Source organism: Delftia sp. Cs1-4, from assembly GCF_000214395.1.
Taxonomy (GTDB): domain Bacteria; phylum Pseudomonadota; class Gammaproteobacteria; order Burkholderiales; family Burkholderiaceae_C; genus Comamonas; species Comamonas acidovorans.
On record NC_015563.1, the window covers coordinates 6,334,199 to 6,354,872 of the forward strand.

A 20,674-nucleotide genomic window follows, 5' to 3' on the forward strand; every position below is an offset into this window, starting at 1 on the left:
GCAAGGGAAACCACTGCGCATTGGCATGACCGGTGGCTTGGCGTTCGCTTGCGGTTGCTCGCAACCTAGCCAATCAAGCATGCCAGAATGCCCGGCGCCTTTGCGGCCATCGTCATTGCATCGGGATCAGGCAGCCCGGCCTCTTCGGATTCAGGACCTCCACATGCGAGCAATAAAGCTGACAACCCTGGCACTGGCAGCCTGCATTCCTCTGTGGAGCCTCGCCACGGAAATCATTACTCAACCCGATGAACGCGCCTTGCGCGAGGAATGCAGTGCCCACTCCCAGGCCGGAATGCGAGACTGCCTGGCGCGCAGGCTCGCAGACAGCCACAAGGCATTGAAGCAGGCCGAGGAACAGGCAGCCAGCGCACTGGGGCAATGGGATGAGGATGCCAAATATGCCTCCCAGGCCAAGGCCAGGCTGTCCGCCTCCGGCAAGGAGTTCACGCAGTACCGCGATGCCCAATGCAGCTGGCTTGCTTCTCTGGCTGGCGGCGCAGCCGGCAACGCGACGGAGATCAGGCGCCTGTCCTGTGCTGCAGCACTGAACTTGGGGCGGGCCGCGCAGCTGCGCGACGCCACATCCGAGCTGCCGTTGAAATAGCACGGAGCGCCCGCTGCGGGCGCGCCTGAGGTGCGTGTCAGCGGAACTTCACCGGCTGCACCCCCCGGTGCTTGGGCCTGACCACCACGGTGCCCGCAATCTTGTCGTGCCAGCCTTGCTTGCGCGGGTCAAAGGCCACCCAGATCAGCCCCAGGCACAGCGGGATGATGGACACGAAGTAGGCCAGGTAGCGAATGATGGCCTGCCGTGTGCTCATGTCCGCGCCGGTCTGCGCGTCCACGATCCTGGCGGCGATGAGCATCTTGCCCGGCGTGGCCTGTTTCTTGATCCAGAAGATGACGACGGCAATGGCAGGCAGCACCCAGGTGATGACGAAATCGGCCGGGCCGTGCAGCAGTTTTTCGGATTCCAGGTACTCCCAGCCATAGATGGAGATCAGGGCCGGAAGCATGAGCACGAGCAGGATCACGGTGTCGATCAGCGCGGCGCCGGTGCGGGCCCAGAAGCCCACGTATTCGAGATCGTCATCCTGCATGGCAAGTCCTATTGGTGCGACATCAAAAACAGCGGCTCTCTGTATTCATGAAGCATGAAAAAGATCCAAGTTTGAATTCAGATTTCTAGCTTGTTGAATCATGGAAATCCAACAAAGACTGCACTCCATCCATCAAATCATCCAGAAAAGTCTGATCCAAGCCACAGACCCCTGAAATCTTTGGACCATCTGGGGGTCTTGGCTGAAAACTCCAATCCATGATGATCAAGCCCCTTTCCAGCATTCTCAATGAAATGCCAAGTCCCGGCTCCGTTCCGGACAGTATTGCACTCGTTCCAAAATTATTCCCAGCCTTCATCGACTGGAGTTCCATCAAGAACTTCTTCAACTCTCCAGGCATCGCAGACCAATTACCTTCTGCATCTATCCCAGGGACAGCCACCTTGACGAACAAGTCAATCCATTCAAGATATGGTCCGCCCGGGGCCTCAAAACGACTGGCCACCGGCTCTATCTGAAGACTTAGATCTTCTGTATTGATGTTCAGCATTTTCAGAAATACATAAAATGCAGGATAGTCCAGTCCGACTCCCGAACAACAACCTCAAGTGTTTTCTGTTCCTTGACGTACCCAGCGCCTCGCTTGATGAATCTGGACATCGGAATTTCGTATCTGAAAACACCTGCAACTTTTTGAGGATCTGGCATCCTCTTTCCATGCTTTATGGCCAGATGAATGATGTGTACAGGAACAAATCTCCCAGGATTCTCCATGTGCCTGAGTGTTGTCTCGGTAAATTTCAAATTTCTTACCGAAACCCCTTTCAGCTTGCTTCGAAGAAGCGGCAACAGGGAACGAGTCAGCTGTGATGCAGTGCCAAGTGCCGCCCGCCCAGCAACCAAGCGACTTACAGAACCGATTCCTGCACGAACCAGTTTCAACGCAACTGGACCAAGCAAAACAAGATCCAATGGATCAATAAGGGGATCTTCTAAAGGACTCTCTCTGATCCCAACATGCTGTCCCGAGATATCGTAAATGTGCCAAACATTCTTGGCACCTTCATGGATATACCCAACACAGTCTCCAGATGTCTCATCAATTATCGGACTTGCCCCGGACGGCAATGAGGGAATGTTGACTGCAAAACCAGAACCAACTGCGTGGACCGGCTCACCCAGAAGAGGAATTCCATTTTCTTCACCAGAATATTCATTCATAGAGAGGCAGCTCGTCTTTCAACAAGTTCAACGGAATCAACGAGATCACTCATTGCAGCCCGAGCCTGGATTGGCTAAACGCAGACAGACCGGAGACCCGGAAACCGAAGCTTCGAAAGATATGGGTTATACCCTGATTTCAAGAAAAATCCTCTGATCCAACAACAATGGCCATGAAATCAGAGGACTCCTCGTGAAAGGAGACAACGCTCCAGTCGCAGCCCTCCCAATTGTGAAAAACTTGAGAGGCCGTCATGCCTCTCGCATCAGAAGATGCGGGCATCATCGGGAAAAGGTAGATCTCACTCTTACCGATCAAATACCGCCTGCAGGTCCTTCTGCCCCGTCACGCCGGACTGCAGCGCCAGCATCAGCAGGATCCGCGCCTTGGGCGCGCGCAGGTCGTCGGCCATGACGGCGCCGGCCTCGAACGAGGTCTTGCCGCCGCCCTCGAAGCCGTAGCTGGGCATGACGCGGCCGTTGTGCACGCGCGTGCTGACGACCACGGGCACGTTCTTGCCGATGGCGTACTTGGCGGCATCGAGCATGGCGACGTTCATGTTGCCCATGCCCAGGGCGTCGATGACGATGCCCTTGACGCCACGGTCCACCGCCTGGCGCACGGCCTGGCCGTTGGCGCCGCCGTACATGGGGAAGATCTCCACCTCGGGCATGGTCTGCGCCTGGATGGGCAGGTGCTGGCGGCGCGCGGGGGCGGAGGCGAAGTTCACGCGGTCCGGGTAGACCTCGCCCAGAAAGCCGAACTCACCCGAGCGGAAGGTCTCCACGTTGGCCGTGTGTGTCTTGGTGACGTAGCGCGCGGCATTGATCTGGTTGTTCATGGCCAGCATGGCGCCCTTGTCGCGCGCCTTGGGGTCCACGGCGATGCGCACGGCGTTGAGCAGGTTGCGCGGGCCGTCGAAGTCGGACACCGAGGCATTGCGCTGCGCGCCTATGAGCACGACGGGCTTGGACGACTGCACGGTCAGGTCCAGCCAGAAGGCGGTTTCCTCCAGCGTGTCCGTGCCGTGCGAGACGATGGCGCCAGCCACCTCAGGCCGGGCCAGCGCGGCCTGTACGGCCTGGGTGAGCTGCACCCAGCGGGCCGGGTCCATGTAGTCGGAGGGCACGTTGGACAGGTTGTTGACCTGGATGCGCGCGTACTTGCCCACGTCGGGCACGGTGGCCAGCAGGTCGTCGCCCGAGATCGCGGGCACGGGCGCGTTCTTGACCGGGTCGATCTTCATGGCGATGGTGCCGCCCGTGGCGATGAACTGGACCACGGGCTTTTCCTGGGCGGCGGCGCTGGTAGCAATCATGGGCAATGTGCAGGCAGTGAGCAGGGCGAGGGCGGTGCGGCGGAAGGCTTTCACGGGTGTTGTCTCCTTGTTGTGATGTCAAGGAGCATGCTAACCATGGCGTGCGGCCGGCCCGCGCTGCCGGCCCTGCGTGAAACCCTGATGGACAGGCGCGATCAGCGCACATCAACGCGCATCAACGCATCAAAGCGCCAGCGCGGCCTCGATGTCCGTGGACAGCTTGGCCGGCGCATCCTGCGGCGCATAGCGGCGGATGACCTGGCCGTCGCGGCCAACGAGGAATTTGGTGAAGTTCCACTTGATGGCCTTGGTGCCGAGCACGCCCGGCGCCTCGGCCGTGAGCCAGCGGTACAGCGGGTGGGCGTTGGCGCCGTTGACGTCGATCTTGCCCATGAGCGGAAAGCGCACGCCAAAGTTCAGGTCGCAGAAGCTGGCAATTTCCGATTCGCTGCCCTTTTCCTGGGAACCGAACTGGTTGCACGGAAAGCCCAGCACCACCAAGCCGCGCTCGCCGTACTGCTCATGCAGCGCCTGCAGGCCGGCGTACTGCGGCGTGAAGCCGCAGGCGCTGGCGGTGTTGACGATGAGCAGCACCTTGCCGCGGTAGTCCGACAGGGGGACGGCCTGGCCCGTGATGGAGGTGGCCTCGAAGTCGTAGGCCGAGCGGGGCGCGGCGGCGGTGTCATTCATGCGGGTGCTCCTGGAGTGGAGCGCCCATGGTAGCGCCGGGACACCCAGGGGCGCGCTGGCCGGGCATGGGGATGCGGACTTGTCTCACAGACAGCAGGCGGCCAAAAACTTACCTTGGAAGGCAACAGGCGGGCACATCGGCCCGCCTGGTCCCGTTTCGCTGGCAGGTGTTTACAAGCCGCATAGGCGCATGCCTGCCGTAGTTTCCGTCCCACGATGAAGAGACCACGTATGAACCCCAACAGCACCCCCACGAAGCAAGCCAAATCCAACGCCGGCAACGGCCATCTGGCGCTGGACCCCAAGGCCCTGGAGGCCGCCAAGCACAGCCTGGACGATGGCGCCGTGACCCCGCACTTCGGGCCCTGGCGCGAGGACATCATCAAGCTGCTCAATGACTCGCTGGCCACCGAGCTGGTGTGCGTGATGCGCTACAAGCGCCACCACTTCACCGCCGTGGGCCTGGCTTCGCCCGCCATTGCCGACGAGTTTCTGGTCCATGCCAACGAGGAAATGGCCCACGCCGACAAGCTGGCCCAGCGCATCGTGCAGTTGGGCGGCGAGCCCGACTTCAACCCCCAGACGCTGACCCAGCGCAGCCATGCCGACTACAACGGCGAGATGGACCTGAAGGCCATGATCCGCACCAACCTGATCGCCGAGCGCGTGGCCATCGAGGCCTACAGCCAGATGATCGACCTGATCGGCGACAAGGACCCGACCACGCGCCGGCTGATCGAATCCATCCTGGAGCAGGAGCAGGAGCATGCGGACGAGCTGTCCGACTGGCTGGAGAAATAAGCACTTCCCGCCAGTACCCGCCAGCCCGACAATACCGGGGCTTGGCCCATAGGCAAGGCACCCCGCGCGAGCGGGGTGCCGTTTTTTTGGGCATTCTCTCGGCTTCGCGGAAATGGTCCCGCCCTATCGGCCCTGATGTCCTGTCATCAGGGCCGTCTTGCAATATGCGCTTTTCTTTCAATGACTTGAAGCTGCCCGACGCTGTGCTCGCAGCCTGGCAAAGGCTGCTGGCCAGCCGCATCGGCCAGCGCGTGGCGGCCCTGCCCTGGTGGCACCGCTGGCCCACGCGGCGTGAATGGCTGCTGTTCGCCGCCGCGCTGCCGCTGCTGTTCGCGCTCTATGTGCTGGCCCTGATCCCGTTCACGCCCGGCATCCGCGACATACGCAAGGCCAAGCTGGAGCAGCCCGCCCAGATCATGAGCGCGGATGGCAAGCAGCTCGCGCAGTTCAAGCGCAGCAACCGGCAGTGGGTGAAGCTCGACGAGATGTCGCCCTCGGTGATCAAGGCGCTGATCGCCACGGAGGACCACCGCTTCTACGAGCACCACGGCATGGACTGGCGCCGCACGCTGGGCTCGGTGGTGCACACGCTGCGCGGCGATCCGCAGGGCGGCTCCACCCTCACCCAGCAGCTCGCACGCAATCTGTACCCGACCGAGATCGGCCGCGCGCCCACGCTCAACCGCAAGCTCAAGGAGGCGATCACGGCCTTCAAGATCGAGGCGCTCTACACCAAGGACGAGATCCTCGAGACCTATCTGAACACCGTTCCCTTCCTCTACAACGCCTTCGGCATAGAGATGGCGGCGCGCACCTATTTCGACAAACCGGCCGCGCGGCTGACGGTGCTGGAAAGCGCCACGCTGGTGGGCATGCTCAAGGGCACGAGCTACTACAACCCCGTGCTCAACCCCGACCGCGCGCTGTACCGCCGCAACACGGTGCTGTCGCAAATGGTCAAGCGCGGCGTGCTGCAGGAGGCCGAGTTCGCCCAGCTCAAGAAGCGCCCCATGCGCATCAACTTCGAGCGCCAGGAAGAGCCCCTGGGCATGGCCCCCCACTTCGCGCAGCAGCTGCGCAAATGGCTGATCGACTGGGCCGACCGCAACGACTACAACATCTACACCGACGGCCTGGTGGTGCACACCACCATCGACTCGCGCCTGCAGAACTGGGCCAACCAGGCCGTGGCGCGCCAGACGCGCACGCTGCAAGGCGTGGCCAACGGCGCCTGGAGCCAGCGCGACGGCTGGAATGCCGCCAACCCGCTGGTGCAACAGCTGGTGCGGGAGACCCCCGCCTGGCGCGCGGCGCGCAAACGCGCGGACGGCCAAGGCAAGGACAAGGCAACGGACAAGGACAGCGAGGAAGACACCCTCAAGGCCCTGCTGGCCGACAAGGCCTTCATGAAGCAGCTGCGCGAGGACAAGACCCGCGTGCAGGCAGGCTTTGTGGCGCTGAACCCGGCCACCTCCGAAGTGCTGGCCTGGGTGGGCAGCCGCGACTTCACGCAGGATGCCTACGACCATGTGCAGCAGGCACGGCGACAGCCCGGATCCACCTTCAAGCCCTTTGTCTATGGCGCCGCGCTGCAGCAGGGCGCCACCCCCGATGACAAGCGCGTGGACGGCCCCGTGGAAATCAAGCTGCCCGGCGGCGAAGTCTGGCGCCCCACCGACGCCACGCCACCCACGGGCCGCGAGATGACGCTGCGCGATGCCCTGGCCTACTCCAAGAACACCATCACCGCCGAAGTCATGCAATCCGTGGGCCCCGCCCGCGTGGCGCGCCTGGCGCGCGCCCTGGGCGTGCGCCAAAGCCCGCTGGACGAAGTGCCCGCCCTGGCCCTGGGCAGCAGCCCCGTGTCACTGCTGGAAATGGTCAACGCCTATGCCAGCCTGGCCCACGGTGGCCGCTGGCTGCCGCCCATGATGGTCACGCGCATCGAGGACGCCGACGGCAAGGTCATCGCCGAATTCAGTCCGCCCAAGCCTGAGCGCGCGCTGGACGAAGACCACGCCTACGCCCTGGTGGACATGCTGCGCGCCGTGGTGGACAAAGGCACGGCCGTGGCCGTGCGCCAGCGCTACGGCATCCACGCCGACGTGGCCGGCAAGACCGGCACCACCCAGGGCAATGCCGACGGTTGGTTCATCCTCATGCACCCGGAAATCGTCACCGGCGCCTGGGCCGGCTTCAACGACCCGCGCATCACCCTGCGCAGCGACCGCTGGGGCCAGGGCTCGCGCAGCGCCCTGCCCATGGTGGGAGACTTCATGTCCCGCGCCCTGCGCAGCCCCGTCATCGACGCCAAGGCCCGCTTCGAGCCGCCCGAACAAAGCCACTGGTGGTCCGACATGGTCGGCCGCCTGCGCGAACGCATGCAGGACTGGTGGCCTGACCAGCCGCCGCCCGCACAGCCCGGCCAACCCGCCACCCCGGAGCCGACTCCGGCCCCGGAACCCGCGCCCGAGCCCACGGAGCCACCCGGCCCGGGCCTGTCGCCCGGCGAGGAAATCATAGAAAGCACCCCCGCCCTGCCCGCACCCAGCATCCCCCTCACCCAGGGCACGCTGGGCCCCACGGACCAGCGCGCAGTGCAGGAAGCCACCCCCGCCACGCCCACCCTGCCCGGCGGCGAAGACGCCCCCGCAGGCACCGGCGTGGTGATCACGCCGATCCAGCCCTGACCCGGCTGGCTGTTGGCTGTTGGCTGTTGGCTGTCCCCAGCCTCCCCCCTTCCGCCCAACGCAGGTCGCCCGTAGCGAAGCGAAGGGTCGTGGGCAGTGGAGCGCGCTTCTTTGCCTACTTTCTTATCGCGCGATAAGAAAGTAGGTCGGCCGCCGGGCCGAAACCCGGCCTCGAAAAACAACCACTCGGCAGGGACAAATCCAGCGAAAGAATCAAAGCACAAACCGAGTCACCGCGAAGTCCGCGTATGACTCACATTGGCATCCACAGTCCCAAACACCGTCACCCCACTGCCACTGGACGCCTGGCTCCCCGAAACATCCCCAGGCACCCCGCCCGCACAGCCAGCCAGCCCCACACTCAAGGCCACCAGCACCATCGCGGCCAGCCCACGCATGCCGTATTTCATCGCAATCTCCTTCATCTCCGGCGCAACCGACCGGCACAGCCCATGTTAGCCGCGCCAACCCGCCGCCCCGTGAGCGAAGGTAATCAACCTTCCAGGTAAAGCGCAGCCAGCCGTTCGCGTGCAGCGCTGTCGATGCCCAGCGCATCCCGCAGATACCCCTGCATTCCACCGAAGTCGGCCCGCACCATGTCGGTGGCCGCCGCCAGGTAGGACGCCTGCACGCGCCACAGCACATCCATCACCTCGGCCGGCATGGGGGCGAAGGTGGTGGCGGGGCGCTGGTAGAGCTGGTTGGTCAGCAGGTAGTCCTGCATCACGGTGTCCTCGTCCACGCCCAGCGCGGTGAGCAGCAGGGCGGCGGCCCAGCCCGTGCGGTCCTTGCCGGCCGTGCAGTGGAAGACCAGCGGGTCCTGGCTGTCCAGCAGCAGTTGGAACAGCTGTGCAAAGCGTGGCGCGTAGTCGTGCACGAAGCTGCGGTAGGTGTCCTGCATCAGCTCCTCGGCATGGGCGGCCGTGAGGTCGTTGCCTGCAGCGATCAGGGCACTGGCGCGCTGCACCACGGTGGGCTCGACGATGAGCGCATGGCGGGCAATGCCCGGCCATTCGTAGGCCAGGTGGGCGCTTTCCATCTTGCCCCGGAAGTCCGCGCTGCGCGCGAGCTTCAGGCCCTGCAGCACGTCCAGGTCCGCTGCGCTGAGGCCGGCCAAGTGGTCGGCACGGAACAGCGTGCGCCAGCGCACGCGCCGGCCATCCAGGCCCGTGTAGCCACCGAGGTCTCGGAAGTTGGAGGCGCCGTCCAGGCGGATGGAGCGCGAGGGCGCCAGGGAGGAAGCAGCGGCGGCAGCCGCTGCCGGGGTGAGCATTTCGGTATCCATGCCCGCTAGATTAGCCCAAGCATGTGTTGTCCCCGTGTCAGGCCGGCGACCCGCTCCGGCAAGGTGCAAAAGCGGGTCGCAGGATCAGGTCAGGCAGGCGCCTTACGCCAGATGCTTGCCGACGATGCCGGCCAGCTCGAACATGTTCACGCTGTCCTTGCCGAAGACGGGGCGCAGCTTGTCGTCGGCGCGGATGACGCGCTTGTCCTTGGGGTCCTGCAGGTTCTGGGCCTTGACGTATTCCCACAGCTTCTTGACCACCTCGGTACGCGCCACCGTGCCTTCGCCGATGACGGCGGCCAGGGCCGCGCTGGGCTGCAGCGTGCCGGCAGCCGGCTTGCGCACGGTCTTGGTGGCCGTCTTTGCCGTGGTCTTGGCTGCGGCTTTCTTGGCAGGCGCCTTCTTGGCCGGCGCGCTCTTGGCGGCCGCCGTCTTGCGCGGCGGGTATTTGCTGTCGCGCTGCTCGAACTCGAAGTTCACCTTGCCGGCCGCGCCATCCCAGACCAGGAAGGCCTTGAAGCTGCGGCGCGTGCGGTTGGAGACGAACTTGTCCAGCAGGTCGGTCTTGCCGGTCTGCAGCAGCTTTTGCATCTGCTCGCGCTCTATGGGCTGCTGCAGGATGATCTGGCCGCTCTTGAAGTCGCAGCTGGGCGTGGCCTGGGCCAGCGTGGGCACGGCCTTGGCGCAGACGTAGTTGCTGCCGTGTTCGAAGACCGGCGCACCGCACTTGGGGCAGGGGCCCAGCGATTGCTGGCTGGCAAAGTCCACCAGCTCGCCCGTGTCTTCGGAGGCGGCGTCGTCGCCAAAGTCGAACTCGAGCTTGTAGTTGCCGCCTTCCTCATCGTGCACGATGGTGACCTCGGCCACGAAGGGCCAGCCTGCCTTGGAGCGAAAGCCGTCCAGCGGGCCCAGGCGGCGGTCGCGCAGCAGTTGCTCGGCCTCGGCCGTCTCGAAGGTGCGGCCTGCCGGCGACTTGGTGAACGAGAAGCCGCAGCCCGCGCCCTGTCCGTCGCTGCCCGTGCAGCCGTAGCGGCGGTAGTTCTCCTTGACCACGCCGCCGCAGTTGGGGCAGGGGGTGGACAGGGTGGCGTAGTCGCCGGGCACGGTGTCGCGGTCGTATTCCTTGGCCTTCTTGACCAGCTTTTCCGTCATGGACTGGATCTGCTGCATGAAGGCATCGCGCGAGAGCTGGCCCTTTTCCATCTGCGCCAGCTTGTACTCCCATTCGCCGGTGAGGTCGGCGCGCGAGAGTTCTTCCACGCCCAGGCCGCGCAGCAGCGTCATGAGCTGGAAGGCCTTGGCGGTGGGAATCAGCTCGCGGCCTTCGCGCAGCATGTACTTTTCGGTCAGCAGGCCTTCGATGATGGCCGCGCGCGTGGCAGGCGTGCCCAGGCCCTTTTCCTGCATGGCCTCGCGCAGCTCGTCGTCCTCGACCTGCTTGCCGGCGCTTTCCATGGCGCCCAGCAGCGTGGCTTCGGAGTAGCGCGCGGGCGGCTTGGTCTTGAGGCCCTTGGGATCGACCTGGCCGGCGCGCGGCTGCTCGCCGGGCTGCACCGCGACCAGGGGCTGGCCCTTGTCGCCGTCCTTGCCACCTTCGACCTCGTTGGCGGCCTCCTTGCCGTAGATGGCCAGCCAACCGGGCTTGACCAGGATCTTGCCTTCGGTCTTGAAGCTGTGCTGCTCGACCTTGCTGATGCGCGTGGTCACCTGGTGCTCGGCGCTGGGGAAGAACACGGCCATGAAGCGGCGCACGACGAGGTCATACAGCTTTTGCTCGGCCTCGGACAGGCCGCTGGGCGCCTGCGTGGTCGGGATGATGGCAAAGTGATCCGACACCTTGCTGTTGTCGAAGATGCGCTTGGTGGGGCGCACGTAGTTCTCGTCCAGCGCCTGCTGGGCAAAGGGCGCCAGGTGGCGCATGCCGCTGCCGGCCAGCATGGCGAAGGTCTGGTGCGCCACGGGCACGTAGTCCTCGGGCAGGGCGCGCGAGTCGGTACGCGGGTAGGTCAGGGCCTTGTGGCGCTCGTACAGGCTTTGCGCCAGCGACAGCGTGGTCTTGGCCGAGAAGCCGAACTTGCCGTTGGCCTCGCGCTGCAAACTGGTCAGGTCGAACAGCAGCGGGCTGGCCTGGGACGTGGGCTTGGACTCCTCGGTGACCTGGGCCGGCTTGCCGCGCACGGCGTCGGCAATGGCCTGGGCGTCGCGCTGGTTCCAGATGCGGTCGGCGCGGGCTTCCGCATCCTCGCTCTTCTTCCATTGGGGATCGAACCACTTGCCCAGGTACTGGCCGGCCTGCGCATCGAAGGCGGCATGCACTTCCCAGTAGTCGCGGCTCACGAACTTGCGGATCTTTTCCTCGCGCTCCACCACCAGGGACAGCGTGGGCGTCTGCACGCGGCCCACGGTGGTCAGGAAGAAGCCGCCATCGCGAGAATTGAAGGCCGTCATGGCGCGCGTGCCGTTGATGCCCACCAGCCAGTCGGCCTCGGAGCGGCTGCGCGCGGCGCTGGCCAGGCCCAGCATCTGCGCGTCGCTGCGCAGGTTCTGGAAGCCGTCGCGGATGGCCTGCGGCGTCATGGACTGCAGCCACAGGCGCTTGACCGGCTTGCCCAGGCCCTTGCCGTCGGGCTTGGCGCCTGCGGCGTACTGCTCGATCAGGCGGAAGATCAGCTCACCCTCGCGGCCCGCGTCGCAGGCGTTGATGAGTTCGGTGACATCCTTGCGCTTGGCCAGCTTGACCACGGCATTGAGCCGGCTCTTGGTCTTGTCCACGGGCTTGAGGTCGAAATACGGCGGAATCACCGGCAGGTTGGCAAAACTCCATTTGCCGCGCTTGACGTCGAATTCCTCGGGCGCCTGGATTTCCACCAGGTGGCCCACGGCGCTGGTCACGACGTAGTGCTCGCTCTCGAAGTATTCATCGTGCTTGTCGAATTTGCCCGCCACCGGAGTCAACGCGCGGACGATGTCCTGCGCGACCGAAGGCTTCTCAGCAATCACCAGGGTCTTTGTCATTGTGTGTACTCGTCATTCTCCGCAGGACCTGCATGTCGCAGCCTGCGCTTCTACAATCCATGGCTCACGCGTGTACGTACGTGTACGCGCACGCGCATGTGTGCCTATTCAAGTTATCAGAGAAAACATGCCCCGCACAGCTTTGGCCCCTTCCGGCGGCCGCCGTATCCAGACCCGCCGCTCGGGTGTCCATGGCAAGGGCGTCTTCGCCGCGCAGGATCTTGCCGAAGGCGAGGTCCTCGTCGAGTACGTAGGGGAAATCGTCAGCTGGCAGGAAGCCCAGGACCGGCATCCGCACGACCCCAGCCAGCCCAACCATACCTTCTACTTCCACGTGGACGAAGACCGCGTGATCGACGCCAACTATGGCGGCAACTCCTCGCGCTGGATCAACCACAGCTGCGCTCCCAATTGCTACACCGATGAGCGCGATGGCCGGATTTTCATCGTCGCGCTGCGCAACATCGCCGCCGGCGAGGAGCTGAGCTACGACTACGGCCTGATCATCGACGAACCCTACACCAGGAAGCTGAAGGCCGAGTATCCATGCTGGTGCGGCGCGGCCACCTGCCGCGGCACGCTGCTGGCGCCCAAGCGCGGCTGGCGCCCGCCCATGCCCGGCGATGCATTGCCGGCCAGCGCAAAGCCGGCATCGGAACAATCTGAAAAGACAAAGCGGGCCAAAAAGCAGCAGGTCAAAGCGGAAAAGCCTTTGGAAAAGCCCTTGGAAAAGGCCCCCCAAAAGCCAAGGAAAAAATCCCGCAAATCCTCCACAAAGGCCGGCGCATGATGGCATCGTCCCCTATTCACTGGCCTGCGGAATCGCTGTGGCAGGCCATCGAGCCGCAACTGCCGGGCTTTTCCGTGGAAATCGTGCCCAGCATCGGCTCGACCAATACCGAGCTGATGGCGCGCGCCCGCGATGGCCGCAACGAACCCGTGCTGCTGGTGACCGAAGTGCAGACCGCCGGCCGGGGCCGGCTGGGCCGCCAGTGGACCAGCGGCGTGGGCGATTCGCTGACCTTCTCGCTGGGCATGCCGCTGGCGCCTGCCGACTGGTCCGGCCTGTCGCTGGCCGTGGGCCTGAGCGTGGCGCAAAGCCTGCAGCCGCAATTGCCCGCCCCGGGCTCGCAGCGCCCGCGCATCGGCCTCAAATGGCCCAACGACCTGTGGATCGACGGCGACCGCAAGCTCGGCGGCATCCTGATCGAGACGGCCAGCTTTGTCGGCAGCGCCGCGCATGAGCCCGGCACGCCGCGCTACGTGGTCGTGGGCATCGGCCTGAATGTGCGCCCCCGCCCCGGCGACGGCATGCGCACGCCCCCGGCCAGCCTGCTGGAGCTGGACGAACGCCTGGACGCACCCACCGCCCTGGCCTGTGTGCTGCCGGGCCTGGTCTCCGACATACAGACCTTTGCCGCCCAGGGCTTTGCGCCGCTGGTGGAGCGCTTTGCCCAGCGCGACCTGCTGCGTGGCCGCGCCGTCAATCTCAGCGATGGCGAAAGCGGCACGGCCGAGGGCGTGGGCCCCGATGGCGCGCTGCTGGTACGCACGGCGCGCGGCCTTCAGGCCATCACCAGCTCGGAAATCAGCGTGCGCCCGGCTGCTGTAGGCTAGGGCGGGTGACTCATCACTAGGGCCCAAGAAACGACATGCTGCGAATCGCCTTCCTGCTGCTGGTGCTGGCCAATGCCGGCTACTACCTCTGGAACCACGGCCAGCTCCAGGCCCTGGGCCTGGCACCGCCATCCCAGACCGAGCCCGAGCGCCTGGGCCAGCAGGTGCGCCCGGAGGCGCTGAGCCTGCTGAGTGTGGACAACGCGCCGGCCCCCTCCTCGGCCACCCCGGCCACGGCTCCTGCATCCCCTGCGGCACCCGCAGCACCTGCTGCCCCTGCCAGTGGCGAGGAACCCGCCGCACCGGCTCGCCCCGAGAAAGCCGCGGGCCAGCCCACCAGCTGCCTGGTGGCCACGGGCATCGAAGACCGCCATGCCGAGGCGCTGCGCCGCGGCCTCATCGCCCAGGTCGCCAGCGACCAGTGGGACCTGAGCAGCACGCACCAGCCGGGCCGCTGGATGGTCTACATGGGCAAATTCCCCGATGCCGAGTTCCTGGAGCGCAAGCGCGCGGAACTGCGTGCACGCAAGATCGACTTCGACCGCGCAGGCGGCGCGCTGGAGCCGGGCCTGTCGCTGGGCCGCTTCTCCTCCGAGGAAGCGGCCACGCGCGAGCTGACCAACGTTGCGCGCCAGGGCGTGCGCACGGCCCGCGTGGTGCAGGAGCGCCCCGACATCACCCTCTACACGCTGCGCCTGCCCCAGGCCACGCCCGCGCTGCGCAGCCAGGTCGAGTCCATGGGCGGCAAGGCCTTCGAGGGCAGGCCGTTCAGGCCCTGCTGAGCCCCGCCAGGGCACGATGAAAAAAGGCCCGCGATCCTGTGATCGCGGGCCTTTTGCATTTCACTCGCAGGGGCTTCAGAGCGTACGCGGATCGGTGGCCATCAGCTGCTCCACCAGCACCTTCAGGTCGGTGGTCAGGCGCAGGTAGCCGGCCTGGTCGAGATCCAGGGTCTGCTCGTTCATGTAGAGCTTGCGGTTGATCTCGATCTGGATGCTGTGGCGGTGCTCGGCGGGCTTGCCGTAGCGGCGCACCAGCTCCACGCCCTTGTAGGGATGGTTGTAGTCCACGCTGTAGCCGCGCTCGCGCAGGAAGGCGCAGATGCGCTCGGACAGCGCCGGGCTGGCCGTGCTGCCGTCGCGGTCGCCGATGACGAAGTCGGCATGGACCAGGCCAGGGTGCAGCGTGGCATGGCTGGCTGCGACGGAAGGCATGGAGTGGCAGTTGATATGAATGCTGTAGCCATGGCGCGCATGGGCGCCGTCGATGGCGCGCTCCACGGCGGCGTGGTAGGGCTTCCAGCAGCGCTCGATGCGCTGCAGCAGTTCAGCGGCGGGCAGCTGGCGGTCATAGATGGGCACGCCCTCATCGGTGAACTTCCAGATCAGGCCCTTGCCCAGGCGCACCTTCTGCAGCACGACCTGGTCGGTGGTGACGGGCAGCGGCCACTCGCCCTCGATCATGGTGGTGTCGATCTCGGTGGTGTCGCGGTTGGCATCCAGGTAGATGCGCGGGAAATGCGCCTCCACCCAGCTCACGCCCAGGCCCGGCGCAAAGGCGTAGATCTTCTCCACATGCGTGTCCTCGGCCTGGCGCAGCGTGGCCAGCGGCAGGCAGGAGCCGAAGTCCGCCGGGTAGACCGTGCCGCTGTGCGGCGAGTCCAGCACCACGGCACTGGCGCCGGCAACGCTAGTGACCATGGGCGGCGCGGCATCGGCCGCGCCGGAGCCTGCCGCGCCGGGCAGGGATTGCAGGAAGTTCTGACTGATCAGTCGCAGGACGGGATGCATGAGGAAGTGGTCTATCTCGGTTACGCATTGCACCGCTGCGCTGCGGCCAGCCCGCCATGAAACTGGCGCGTCCCAGGCCAGGGACGCCGAGCAAGGGCCGCCCCGCAGCGAGGGCGTCGTCCCCCTCCCGCGAAGCGAGAGAGGGGGAAGGCGCGAAGCGCCTCAGGGGGAGCCTTTAATCCAGCTGGATCTGGGCCGTGGCGGCAATCTTCTTCATCTTGGCGACTTCGCTGGCGATCTGCTTGGTGAAAGCGTCGCTGCTGGTGCCGGAGATGTACAGGCCCTGGGCCGCCATGCGCTTTTGCACGGCCGGGTCCTTGAGCGCGGCCGCGATGGCCTTTTGCACGCGGGCGATCTGCTCGGGCGGCGTGCTCTTGGGGGCCACGAGACCGAACCAAGAAGGATCGTTCAGGTCGGCATGGCCGGCTTCGGCGTAGGTCTGCACGTCGGGCAGCACGTCCAGGCGCTCATGCCAGGACACGGCCAGGGCCTTGACCTTGCCGCCCTTGATGTGGGGCAGCGAGGAAGCCACCTGGTCGAAGTACACGGGCACCTGGCCACCGAGCACGTCGTTGATGGCCGGGCCTGCACCGCGGTAGGGAATGTGCTGCATCTCGGTGCCCGTGCTCTTCATGAACTGGGCGCCCCACATGTGGCCGATGGTGCCGTTGCCGGGTGTTGCGAAGCTGACCTTGCCGGGGTTGGCCTTCAGGTACTTCACGAACTCGGCGAAGTTGTTGGCGGGCACCAGCTTGGGGTTGATCACGATCACGCCAGGCGCCTTGACGATCTCGGTCACGCCGACGAAGTCGTTGATGGCGTCGTAGGGCAGCTTCTTGAACACGGCGGGGTTCACGCCGTGCGTGGACAGCGTGGCGATGCCGAAGGTCACGCCGTCGGTGGCACGCGCCACTTCGGCCATGCCGATGGAGCCGCCAGCGCCGGCCTTGTTCTCAATCACCACGGCCTGGCCGCCCAGCAACTTGGGCAGCACGTCCTGCATGTTGCGCGGGACCATGTCGGTGGAGCCACCAGCAGGGAACGGAACGACGATGCGCAGGGGACGGGAGGTGTCCTGGGCGAAGGACATTCCAGGAACGACAGAAGAAGCGGCGATGGAAGCAAGGAAATGACGTCGTTGCATAGGATCTTTCTTACAAACAAGTTCAGATTAAAAGAAATCTGCTCACAAAAAAAGCAAATACTGTGCCTGTTAATATTCCAAACAGGAATACTTTCATCATATCCCTGTCATGAGTTTGCGCCGCCTCAACCCGCCCACGCATCTGCTGCGCGCTTTCTCCACCGTGGTGCGCTTCGGGGGCGTCTCGCGCGCGGCCGAAGCCTTGCACCTGACGCAAAGCGCAGTCAGCAAGCAGATCCAGGAGCTGGAGAAATGGGTGGGCGTGCCGCTGTTCGAACGCGAGCGCAAGCGCTTGAGGCTGACGCCCGCGGGCGAGCGCTATGAGCGCGCAGTGCGCGCCCTGCTGGGCCAGCTGGAGGCAGCCACCCTCGAACTCATCACCAGCGATGACAGCCGAGGCGCGCTGCACCTGTCATCGCTGCCGACTTTCGCGGCCAAGTGGCTGATCCCCAGGCTGCCCCAGTTTCAGCAGCGCTATCCACAGATCACGCTGCACTTTGTACCCTACGTACACAGCTACCAATTTGACAGTCCGGGGCTGGACTGCGCAATTTTGTTTGGCGACGGGCATTGGAATGGCGCGCATGCCCACTATCTGGTGGGCCGCCAGGTGGCGTTGATCGCACCGCCGCGCGGTGCGGGCCCCGAGGCACGCATCACCACCCCCCAGGACGTGGCGCGCTGCACCCGGCTGCGCCATGTGACCATTCCCGATGCCTGGGCGCGCTGGAGCGAGGCCCATGGCGTCAACGGCATCAGCCCCCTTGCGGGCCCGCAGTTCGACCAGTTCCAGACCATCATCCGCGCCGTCATGGCCGGCATGGGCATCGCCCTGGTGCCGCGCTGCCTGGTGCAGGACGAGATCGCGGCCGGCCTGGTGAACGAGCCCCTGCCCCAGCACGGCTACCAGAGCGCCCTGGGCTACTGGCTGTGCTATCCGGCCGACCGCGCCAACCACGGCACCCTGGGCATCTTCCGCAACTGGCTGGTGGACCATGCCGCGCAGACGCCGGGACGGATCGCGGTGGCGCCTGTGGCTCCCGGGGAATCTGCGGCAGCCGGGGAAGCCCCGCCACCTATGCCGCAGGCTTGGGCGACGGCGGCGAGCGCAGCGCCGTGAAGCGCACGCTGAAACGCGCACCCGGCGGCTGCTGGCCCGGATGCGCATCTTCCAGCACCACCTGGGCGCCATGCTGGCGCGCGATCTCCAGCACGATGGGCAGGCCCAGGCCCGAGCCATCGGCCTCCGAGCCCAGCACGCGGTAGAACGGCTGGAACACCAGGTCACGCTCGGCCTCGGGCACGCCGGGTCCAGAATCCTCCACCTGCAGCAACAGGACCTGACCGAAGGGATCGGCCAGCACGCGTACCGTGACCATGCCGGGCCGGCTGCTGCTGGAAGGCGTGTAGTTGATGGCGTTGTCCACGAGGTTGCGAACCAGCTCCGTCAGCAGCGTGGCGTTGCCCTGCAGCCAGACGCCCGTGGCCGATGACTCGGCGCCGTCGTATCCCAGGTCCACATGCTTGTCCATGGCGCGCGGCAGGCAGTCGCGCACCACGTCGGTGACGATGCGCACCAGGTTGCAGGGCTGCATGGCCAGGCCGCGGCCCACGCCGGCGCTCTCGGCGCGCGCCAGCGCCAGCAACTGGTTCACCGTGTGCGTGGCACGGATGCTGGAGCGCGCAATCTGTGCCAGGGACTGCCGCAACTCCTCCGTGCTCACGCCCTCGCGCTGGGCCAGTTCGGCCTGCATGCGCAGCCCGGCCAGCGGTGTCTTGAGCTGGTGGGCCGCGTCGGCCAGAAAGCGCTTTTGCGTGGCCAGCGAATCACCGAGCCGACCCAGCAGGTCGTTGACCGAGTCCACCAGCGGCACGACTTCCAGCGGCACGTCCTTGTGGTTGATGGGCGAGAGGTCCTCGGGCCGGCGCGCGCGGATGCGCTCCTCCAGCCGGTGCAGCGGCTTGATGCCGCGCGCCAGCGCCAGCCACACCAGCAAGGCGGCCAGGGGCAGGATGACGAACTGGGGCAGCATCACGCCCTTGATGATTTCCGTGGCCAGCACGCTGCGCTTTTCGCGCGTCTCGGCCACCTGGACCAGGGCCTGGGGCTCGTCGGGCAGGGGCATGCGCACCCAGACATGAGCCACGCGCAGGTCAATGCCGCGAAACTCCGCATCGCGCAGCTGCACGGCCCCGCCGGTCGGTGCACCGCCGGGCGATAGATCGCCGGATGGCGGATCGTCGGACTCGGGCGGCAGCGGCAGATCGCGCTCGCCGGCCAGGTATTCGCCCTTTACGCCCAGCACCTGGAAATACACGGTGTCCGACTCGTCGGCGCGCAGGATCTCGCTGGCCGATTGCGGCAGGTTGAACAGCACCTTGCCCTGCTGCACCATCACCAGTTGCGCCAGCGCCTGGGCGTTGTACTCCAGCGCACGATCGAACGGCTTGTTGGCAAGGCCCTGGGCCACCAGCCAGGTCAGCGCCAGGCTCACGGGCCACAGCAGCAGCAGCGGCGTGAGCATCCAGTCAAGGATCTCGCCGAACAGTGAGCGCTGTTCACGCTGGAAGATTTTCATCGGCGGGCAGCCCTCACGACGGGTTCACGGCCCCGTGGCATCCGCCACTATGCGCAGGCAAGCCAACCCGGGCCTGACAGCCGGGGCAGCTGCCTCAGGAAGCGATCTTCTCAAGGCAGTAGCCCAGGCCGCGCACGGTGGCGATGCGGATGGGGCCGCGCTCTATCTTCTTGCGCAGGCGGTGGATATAGACCTCGATGGCGTTGTTGCTGACCTCGTCGCCCCATTCGCACAGGCGCTCGACCAACTGGTCCTTGCTGACCAGCCGCCCGGCCCGCTGCAGCAGCACTTCCAGCAGGCCCAGCTCGCGCGCCGACAGCTCGACCATCTTGCCGTCGATGGTGGCCACGCGGCCGGCCTGGTCGTAGACCAGGGGGCCGTGCTTGATGGTGCTGCTGGCGCCACCCATGCCGCGCCGCGTGAGAGCGCGCACACGCGCCTCCAGCTCGGACAGCGCAAACGGCTTGGCCATGTAGTCGTCGGCGCCGTAGTCCAGCCCCTGCACGCGCTCTTCCACGCTGTCGGCTGCCGTGAGGATGAGCACCGGCAGCGCATCGCCCCGGCCGCGCAGCTTCTTGAGCACTTCGAGCCCGTGCATCTTGGGCAGGCCCAGGTCCAGGATGAGCAGGTCGAACTCGCTGCTGGTCATCAGCGCGGTATCGGCCTCGCTGCCGTTGGCCACATGGCTGACCACGGCGCCCGAGCCGCGCAGGCTGCGCAGCAGACCATCGGCCAGGACCTGGTCGTCTTCGGCAATCAGAATGCGCATGGGGTTGTCTCCTGAAATACAGACGCGCTCTGGATGTTGGAAATGCGCGTCTTTGATTCCTAGGATTCTAGGATGCGCCCCGCCCCACGGGCAGGGACCTTACCCGAGTGAGCCGCCGCCCGCATAGGCCTCCAGCCCCAGCGCCACCACGGTGGCGATGTCGTCGCCGACTTCCTCGCGGAACTCGGCCTCGGCCTGGGACACGGCGTCATGGAAGGCTTGCAGCCATGCCAGGCCCGCAGGCGTGAAGCGGATGCGGCGTGCGCGCGCATCGCGCTCGTCGCTTTCGCGCGTGACCAGGCCCCAGGCCTCGCACTGGGCCACCAGGTCGCCCATGGACTGCTTGGTCATGCCAGCGCGCTCGGCCAGGTCGGTGAGCCTGTCGCCAGCCAGCGGCAGATGCCGCGTGATGTGGATGTGGGCCGCACCCACCTTGTCGCGCGCCGCAAGATTGGACAGCGCCAGCGGCACCTCCACATCGCGCGCCATGAGCTGCAGCACACGCGCGTCGAACCGCCGCATGGCATGGCCGAGCAGGCGGCCCAGGTGGGTCTGGCGCCAGGCGTCGGCGGGCGGCGTGACGGGGGAAAACTCACTCATGGATGCATTGTGGAGGCAAATCCAACAAGTCAGGAAAACTGACTAAAAACACCAACAAAACAAACCAACAAGCCCATAAACTACTGTTCA

General features: G+C 65.6%; 19 protein-coding genes. 7 read left to right on the forward strand and 12 right to left on the reverse strand.

Features of this window, described 5'->3' with window-relative positions; genetic code table 11:
* Window positions 1-79 precede the first annotated feature (79 nt).
* On the forward strand, window positions 80-607 hold the full coding sequence (locus DELCS14_RS27845) for a lysozyme inhibitor LprI family protein (protein ID WP_228676828.1): 528 nt from the start codon (window positions 80-82) through the stop codon (window positions 605-607).
* Window positions 608-644: 37 nt separating this feature from the next.
* Here the strand turns inward: DELCS14_RS27845 and DELCS14_RS27850 are convergent, their stop codons facing one another.
* The 5 genes from DELCS14_RS27850 to DELCS14_RS27860 form a co-directional block, all read right to left on the reverse strand.
* Window positions 645-1,103 carry an RDD family protein gene (locus DELCS14_RS27850; protein ID WP_013804563.1) on the reverse strand — a complete coding sequence of 153 codons (459 nt, stop codon included), beginning with the start codon at window positions 1,101-1,103 and terminating at the stop codon, window positions 645-647.
* An 85-nt stretch (window positions 1,104-1,188) separates the two neighbouring features.
* Window positions 1,189-1,614 (reverse strand): hypothetical protein, encoded by a 426-nt coding sequence (locus DELCS14_RS30920; RefSeq protein WP_157158322.1) that lies wholly within the window; start codon window positions 1,612-1,614, stop codon window positions 1,189-1,191.
* Window positions 1,615-1,616: 2 nt separating this feature from the next.
* Entirely contained in the window at window positions 1,617-2,285 is a 669-nt protein-coding gene (locus DELCS14_RS30925) for a hypothetical protein (protein ID WP_013804564.1), read from the reverse strand.
* A gap of 308 nt (window positions 2,286-2,593) precedes the next feature.
* Window positions 2,594-3,658, reverse strand: coding sequence for an asparaginase (locus DELCS14_RS27855; RefSeq protein WP_013804565.1), 1,065 nt, complete (start codon window positions 3,656-3,658; stop codon window positions 2,594-2,596).
* Window positions 3,659-3,787: 129 nt separating this feature from the next.
* Window positions 3,788-4,294 carry a glutathione peroxidase gene (locus tag DELCS14_RS27860; protein ID WP_013804566.1) on the reverse strand — a complete coding sequence of 169 codons (507 nt, stop codon included), beginning with the start codon at window positions 4,292-4,294 and terminating at the stop codon, window positions 3,788-3,790.
* A gap of 231 nt (window positions 4,295-4,525) precedes the next feature.
* Here DELCS14_RS27860 and DELCS14_RS27865 point away from each other — a divergent pair, with 231 nt between their 5' ends.
* Together DELCS14_RS27865 and DELCS14_RS27870 are read left to right on the forward strand one after the other, a co-directional pair.
* Window positions 4,526-5,095 carry a ferritin-like domain-containing protein gene (locus tag DELCS14_RS27865; RefSeq protein ID WP_013804567.1) on the forward strand — a complete coding sequence of 190 codons (570 nt, stop codon included), beginning with the start codon at window positions 4,526-4,528 and terminating at the stop codon, window positions 5,093-5,095.
* A 164-nt stretch (window positions 5,096-5,259) separates the two neighbouring features.
* Window positions 5,260-7,785: a transglycosylase domain-containing protein gene (locus DELCS14_RS27870; RefSeq protein WP_013804568.1), complete on the forward strand. Its 2,526-nt coding sequence runs from the start codon at window positions 5,260-5,262 to the stop codon at window positions 7,783-7,785.
* Between the two features lie 493 nt (window positions 7,786-8,278).
* On the opposite strand, the gene DELCS14_RS27880 is transcribed toward DELCS14_RS27870, so the two are convergent.
* Window positions 8,279-9,058 (reverse strand): tyrosine-protein phosphatase, encoded by a 780-nt coding sequence (locus tag DELCS14_RS27880; RefSeq protein WP_013804569.1) that lies wholly within the window; start codon window positions 9,056-9,058, stop codon window positions 8,279-8,281.
* Between the two features lie 114 nt (window positions 9,059-9,172).
* The gene (locus DELCS14_RS27885) at window positions 9,173-12,085 is read right to left on the reverse strand and encodes a DNA topoisomerase III (protein WP_013804570.1); all 2,913 of its coding nucleotides are present in this window, start codon (window positions 12,083-12,085) and stop codon (window positions 9,173-9,175) included.
* 127 nt (window positions 12,086-12,212) lie between these two features.
* Between DELCS14_RS27885 and DELCS14_RS27890 the strand changes: the two genes are divergently transcribed.
* The 3 genes from DELCS14_RS27890 to DELCS14_RS27900 are packed head-to-tail and all read left to right on the forward strand — an operon-like array spanning window position 12,213 to window position 14,484.
* The gene (locus DELCS14_RS27890; protein ID WP_013804571.1) at window positions 12,213-12,875 is read left to right on the forward strand and encodes an SET domain-containing protein-lysine N-methyltransferase; all 663 of its coding nucleotides are present in this window, start codon (window positions 12,213-12,215) and stop codon (window positions 12,873-12,875) included.
* Entirely contained in the window at window positions 12,872-13,702 is an 831-nt protein-coding gene (locus DELCS14_RS27895) for a biotin--[acetyl-CoA-carboxylase] ligase (protein WP_012202814.1), read from the forward strand. Before DELCS14_RS27890 ends, DELCS14_RS27895 begins: the two co-directional genes overlap by 4 nt.
* Window positions 13,703-13,737: 35 nt before the next feature.
* On the forward strand, window positions 13,738-14,484 hold the full coding sequence (locus DELCS14_RS27900; RefSeq protein WP_013804572.1) for a hypothetical protein: 747 nt from the start codon (window positions 13,738-13,740) through the stop codon (window positions 14,482-14,484).
* A gap of 75 nt (window positions 14,485-14,559) precedes the next feature.
* Here the strand turns inward: DELCS14_RS27900 and DELCS14_RS27905 are convergent, their stop codons facing one another.
* Window positions 14,560-15,492, reverse strand: a complete 933-nt coding sequence (locus DELCS14_RS27905; RefSeq protein WP_013804573.1) for an N-formylglutamate amidohydrolase — start codon at window positions 15,490-15,492, stop codon at window positions 14,560-14,562.
* A gap of 175 nt (window positions 15,493-15,667) precedes the next feature.
* Window positions 15,668-16,636 carry a tripartite tricarboxylate transporter substrate binding protein BugE gene (locus tag DELCS14_RS27910; protein ID WP_012202811.1) on the reverse strand — a complete coding sequence of 323 codons (969 nt, stop codon included), beginning with the start codon at window positions 16,634-16,636 and terminating at the stop codon, window positions 15,668-15,670.
* A gap of 109 nt (window positions 16,637-16,745) precedes the next feature.
* Here DELCS14_RS27910 and DELCS14_RS27915 point away from each other — a divergent pair, with 109 nt between their 5' ends.
* On the forward strand, window positions 16,746-17,756 hold the full coding sequence (locus tag DELCS14_RS27915; RefSeq protein ID WP_013804575.1) for a LysR substrate-binding domain-containing protein: 1,011 nt from the start codon (window positions 16,746-16,748) through the stop codon (window positions 17,754-17,756).
* Here DELCS14_RS27915 and DELCS14_RS27920 read toward each other — a convergent pair.
* The 3 genes from DELCS14_RS27920 to DELCS14_RS27930 all read right to left on the reverse strand — a co-directional run bounded on the left by DELCS14_RS27920 (window position 17,713) and on the right by DELCS14_RS27930 (window position 20,584).
* The gene (locus DELCS14_RS27920) at window positions 17,713-19,215 is read right to left on the reverse strand and encodes a sensor histidine kinase (protein WP_013804576.1); all 1,503 of its coding nucleotides are present in this window, start codon (window positions 19,213-19,215) and stop codon (window positions 17,713-17,715) included. The two genes, DELCS14_RS27915 and DELCS14_RS27920, sit on opposite strands and share 44 nt — an antisense overlap.
* A gap of 94 nt (window positions 19,216-19,309) precedes the next feature.
* On the reverse strand, window positions 19,310-19,984 hold the full coding sequence (locus DELCS14_RS27925) for a response regulator transcription factor (protein WP_012202808.1): 675 nt from the start codon (window positions 19,982-19,984) through the stop codon (window positions 19,310-19,312).
* 99 nt (window positions 19,985-20,083) lie between these two features.
* Window positions 20,084-20,584 (reverse strand): MarR family transcriptional regulator, encoded by a 501-nt coding sequence (locus tag DELCS14_RS27930; RefSeq protein ID WP_013804577.1) that lies wholly within the window; start codon window positions 20,582-20,584, stop codon window positions 20,084-20,086.
* Window positions 20,585-20,674 lie beyond the last annotated feature (90 nt).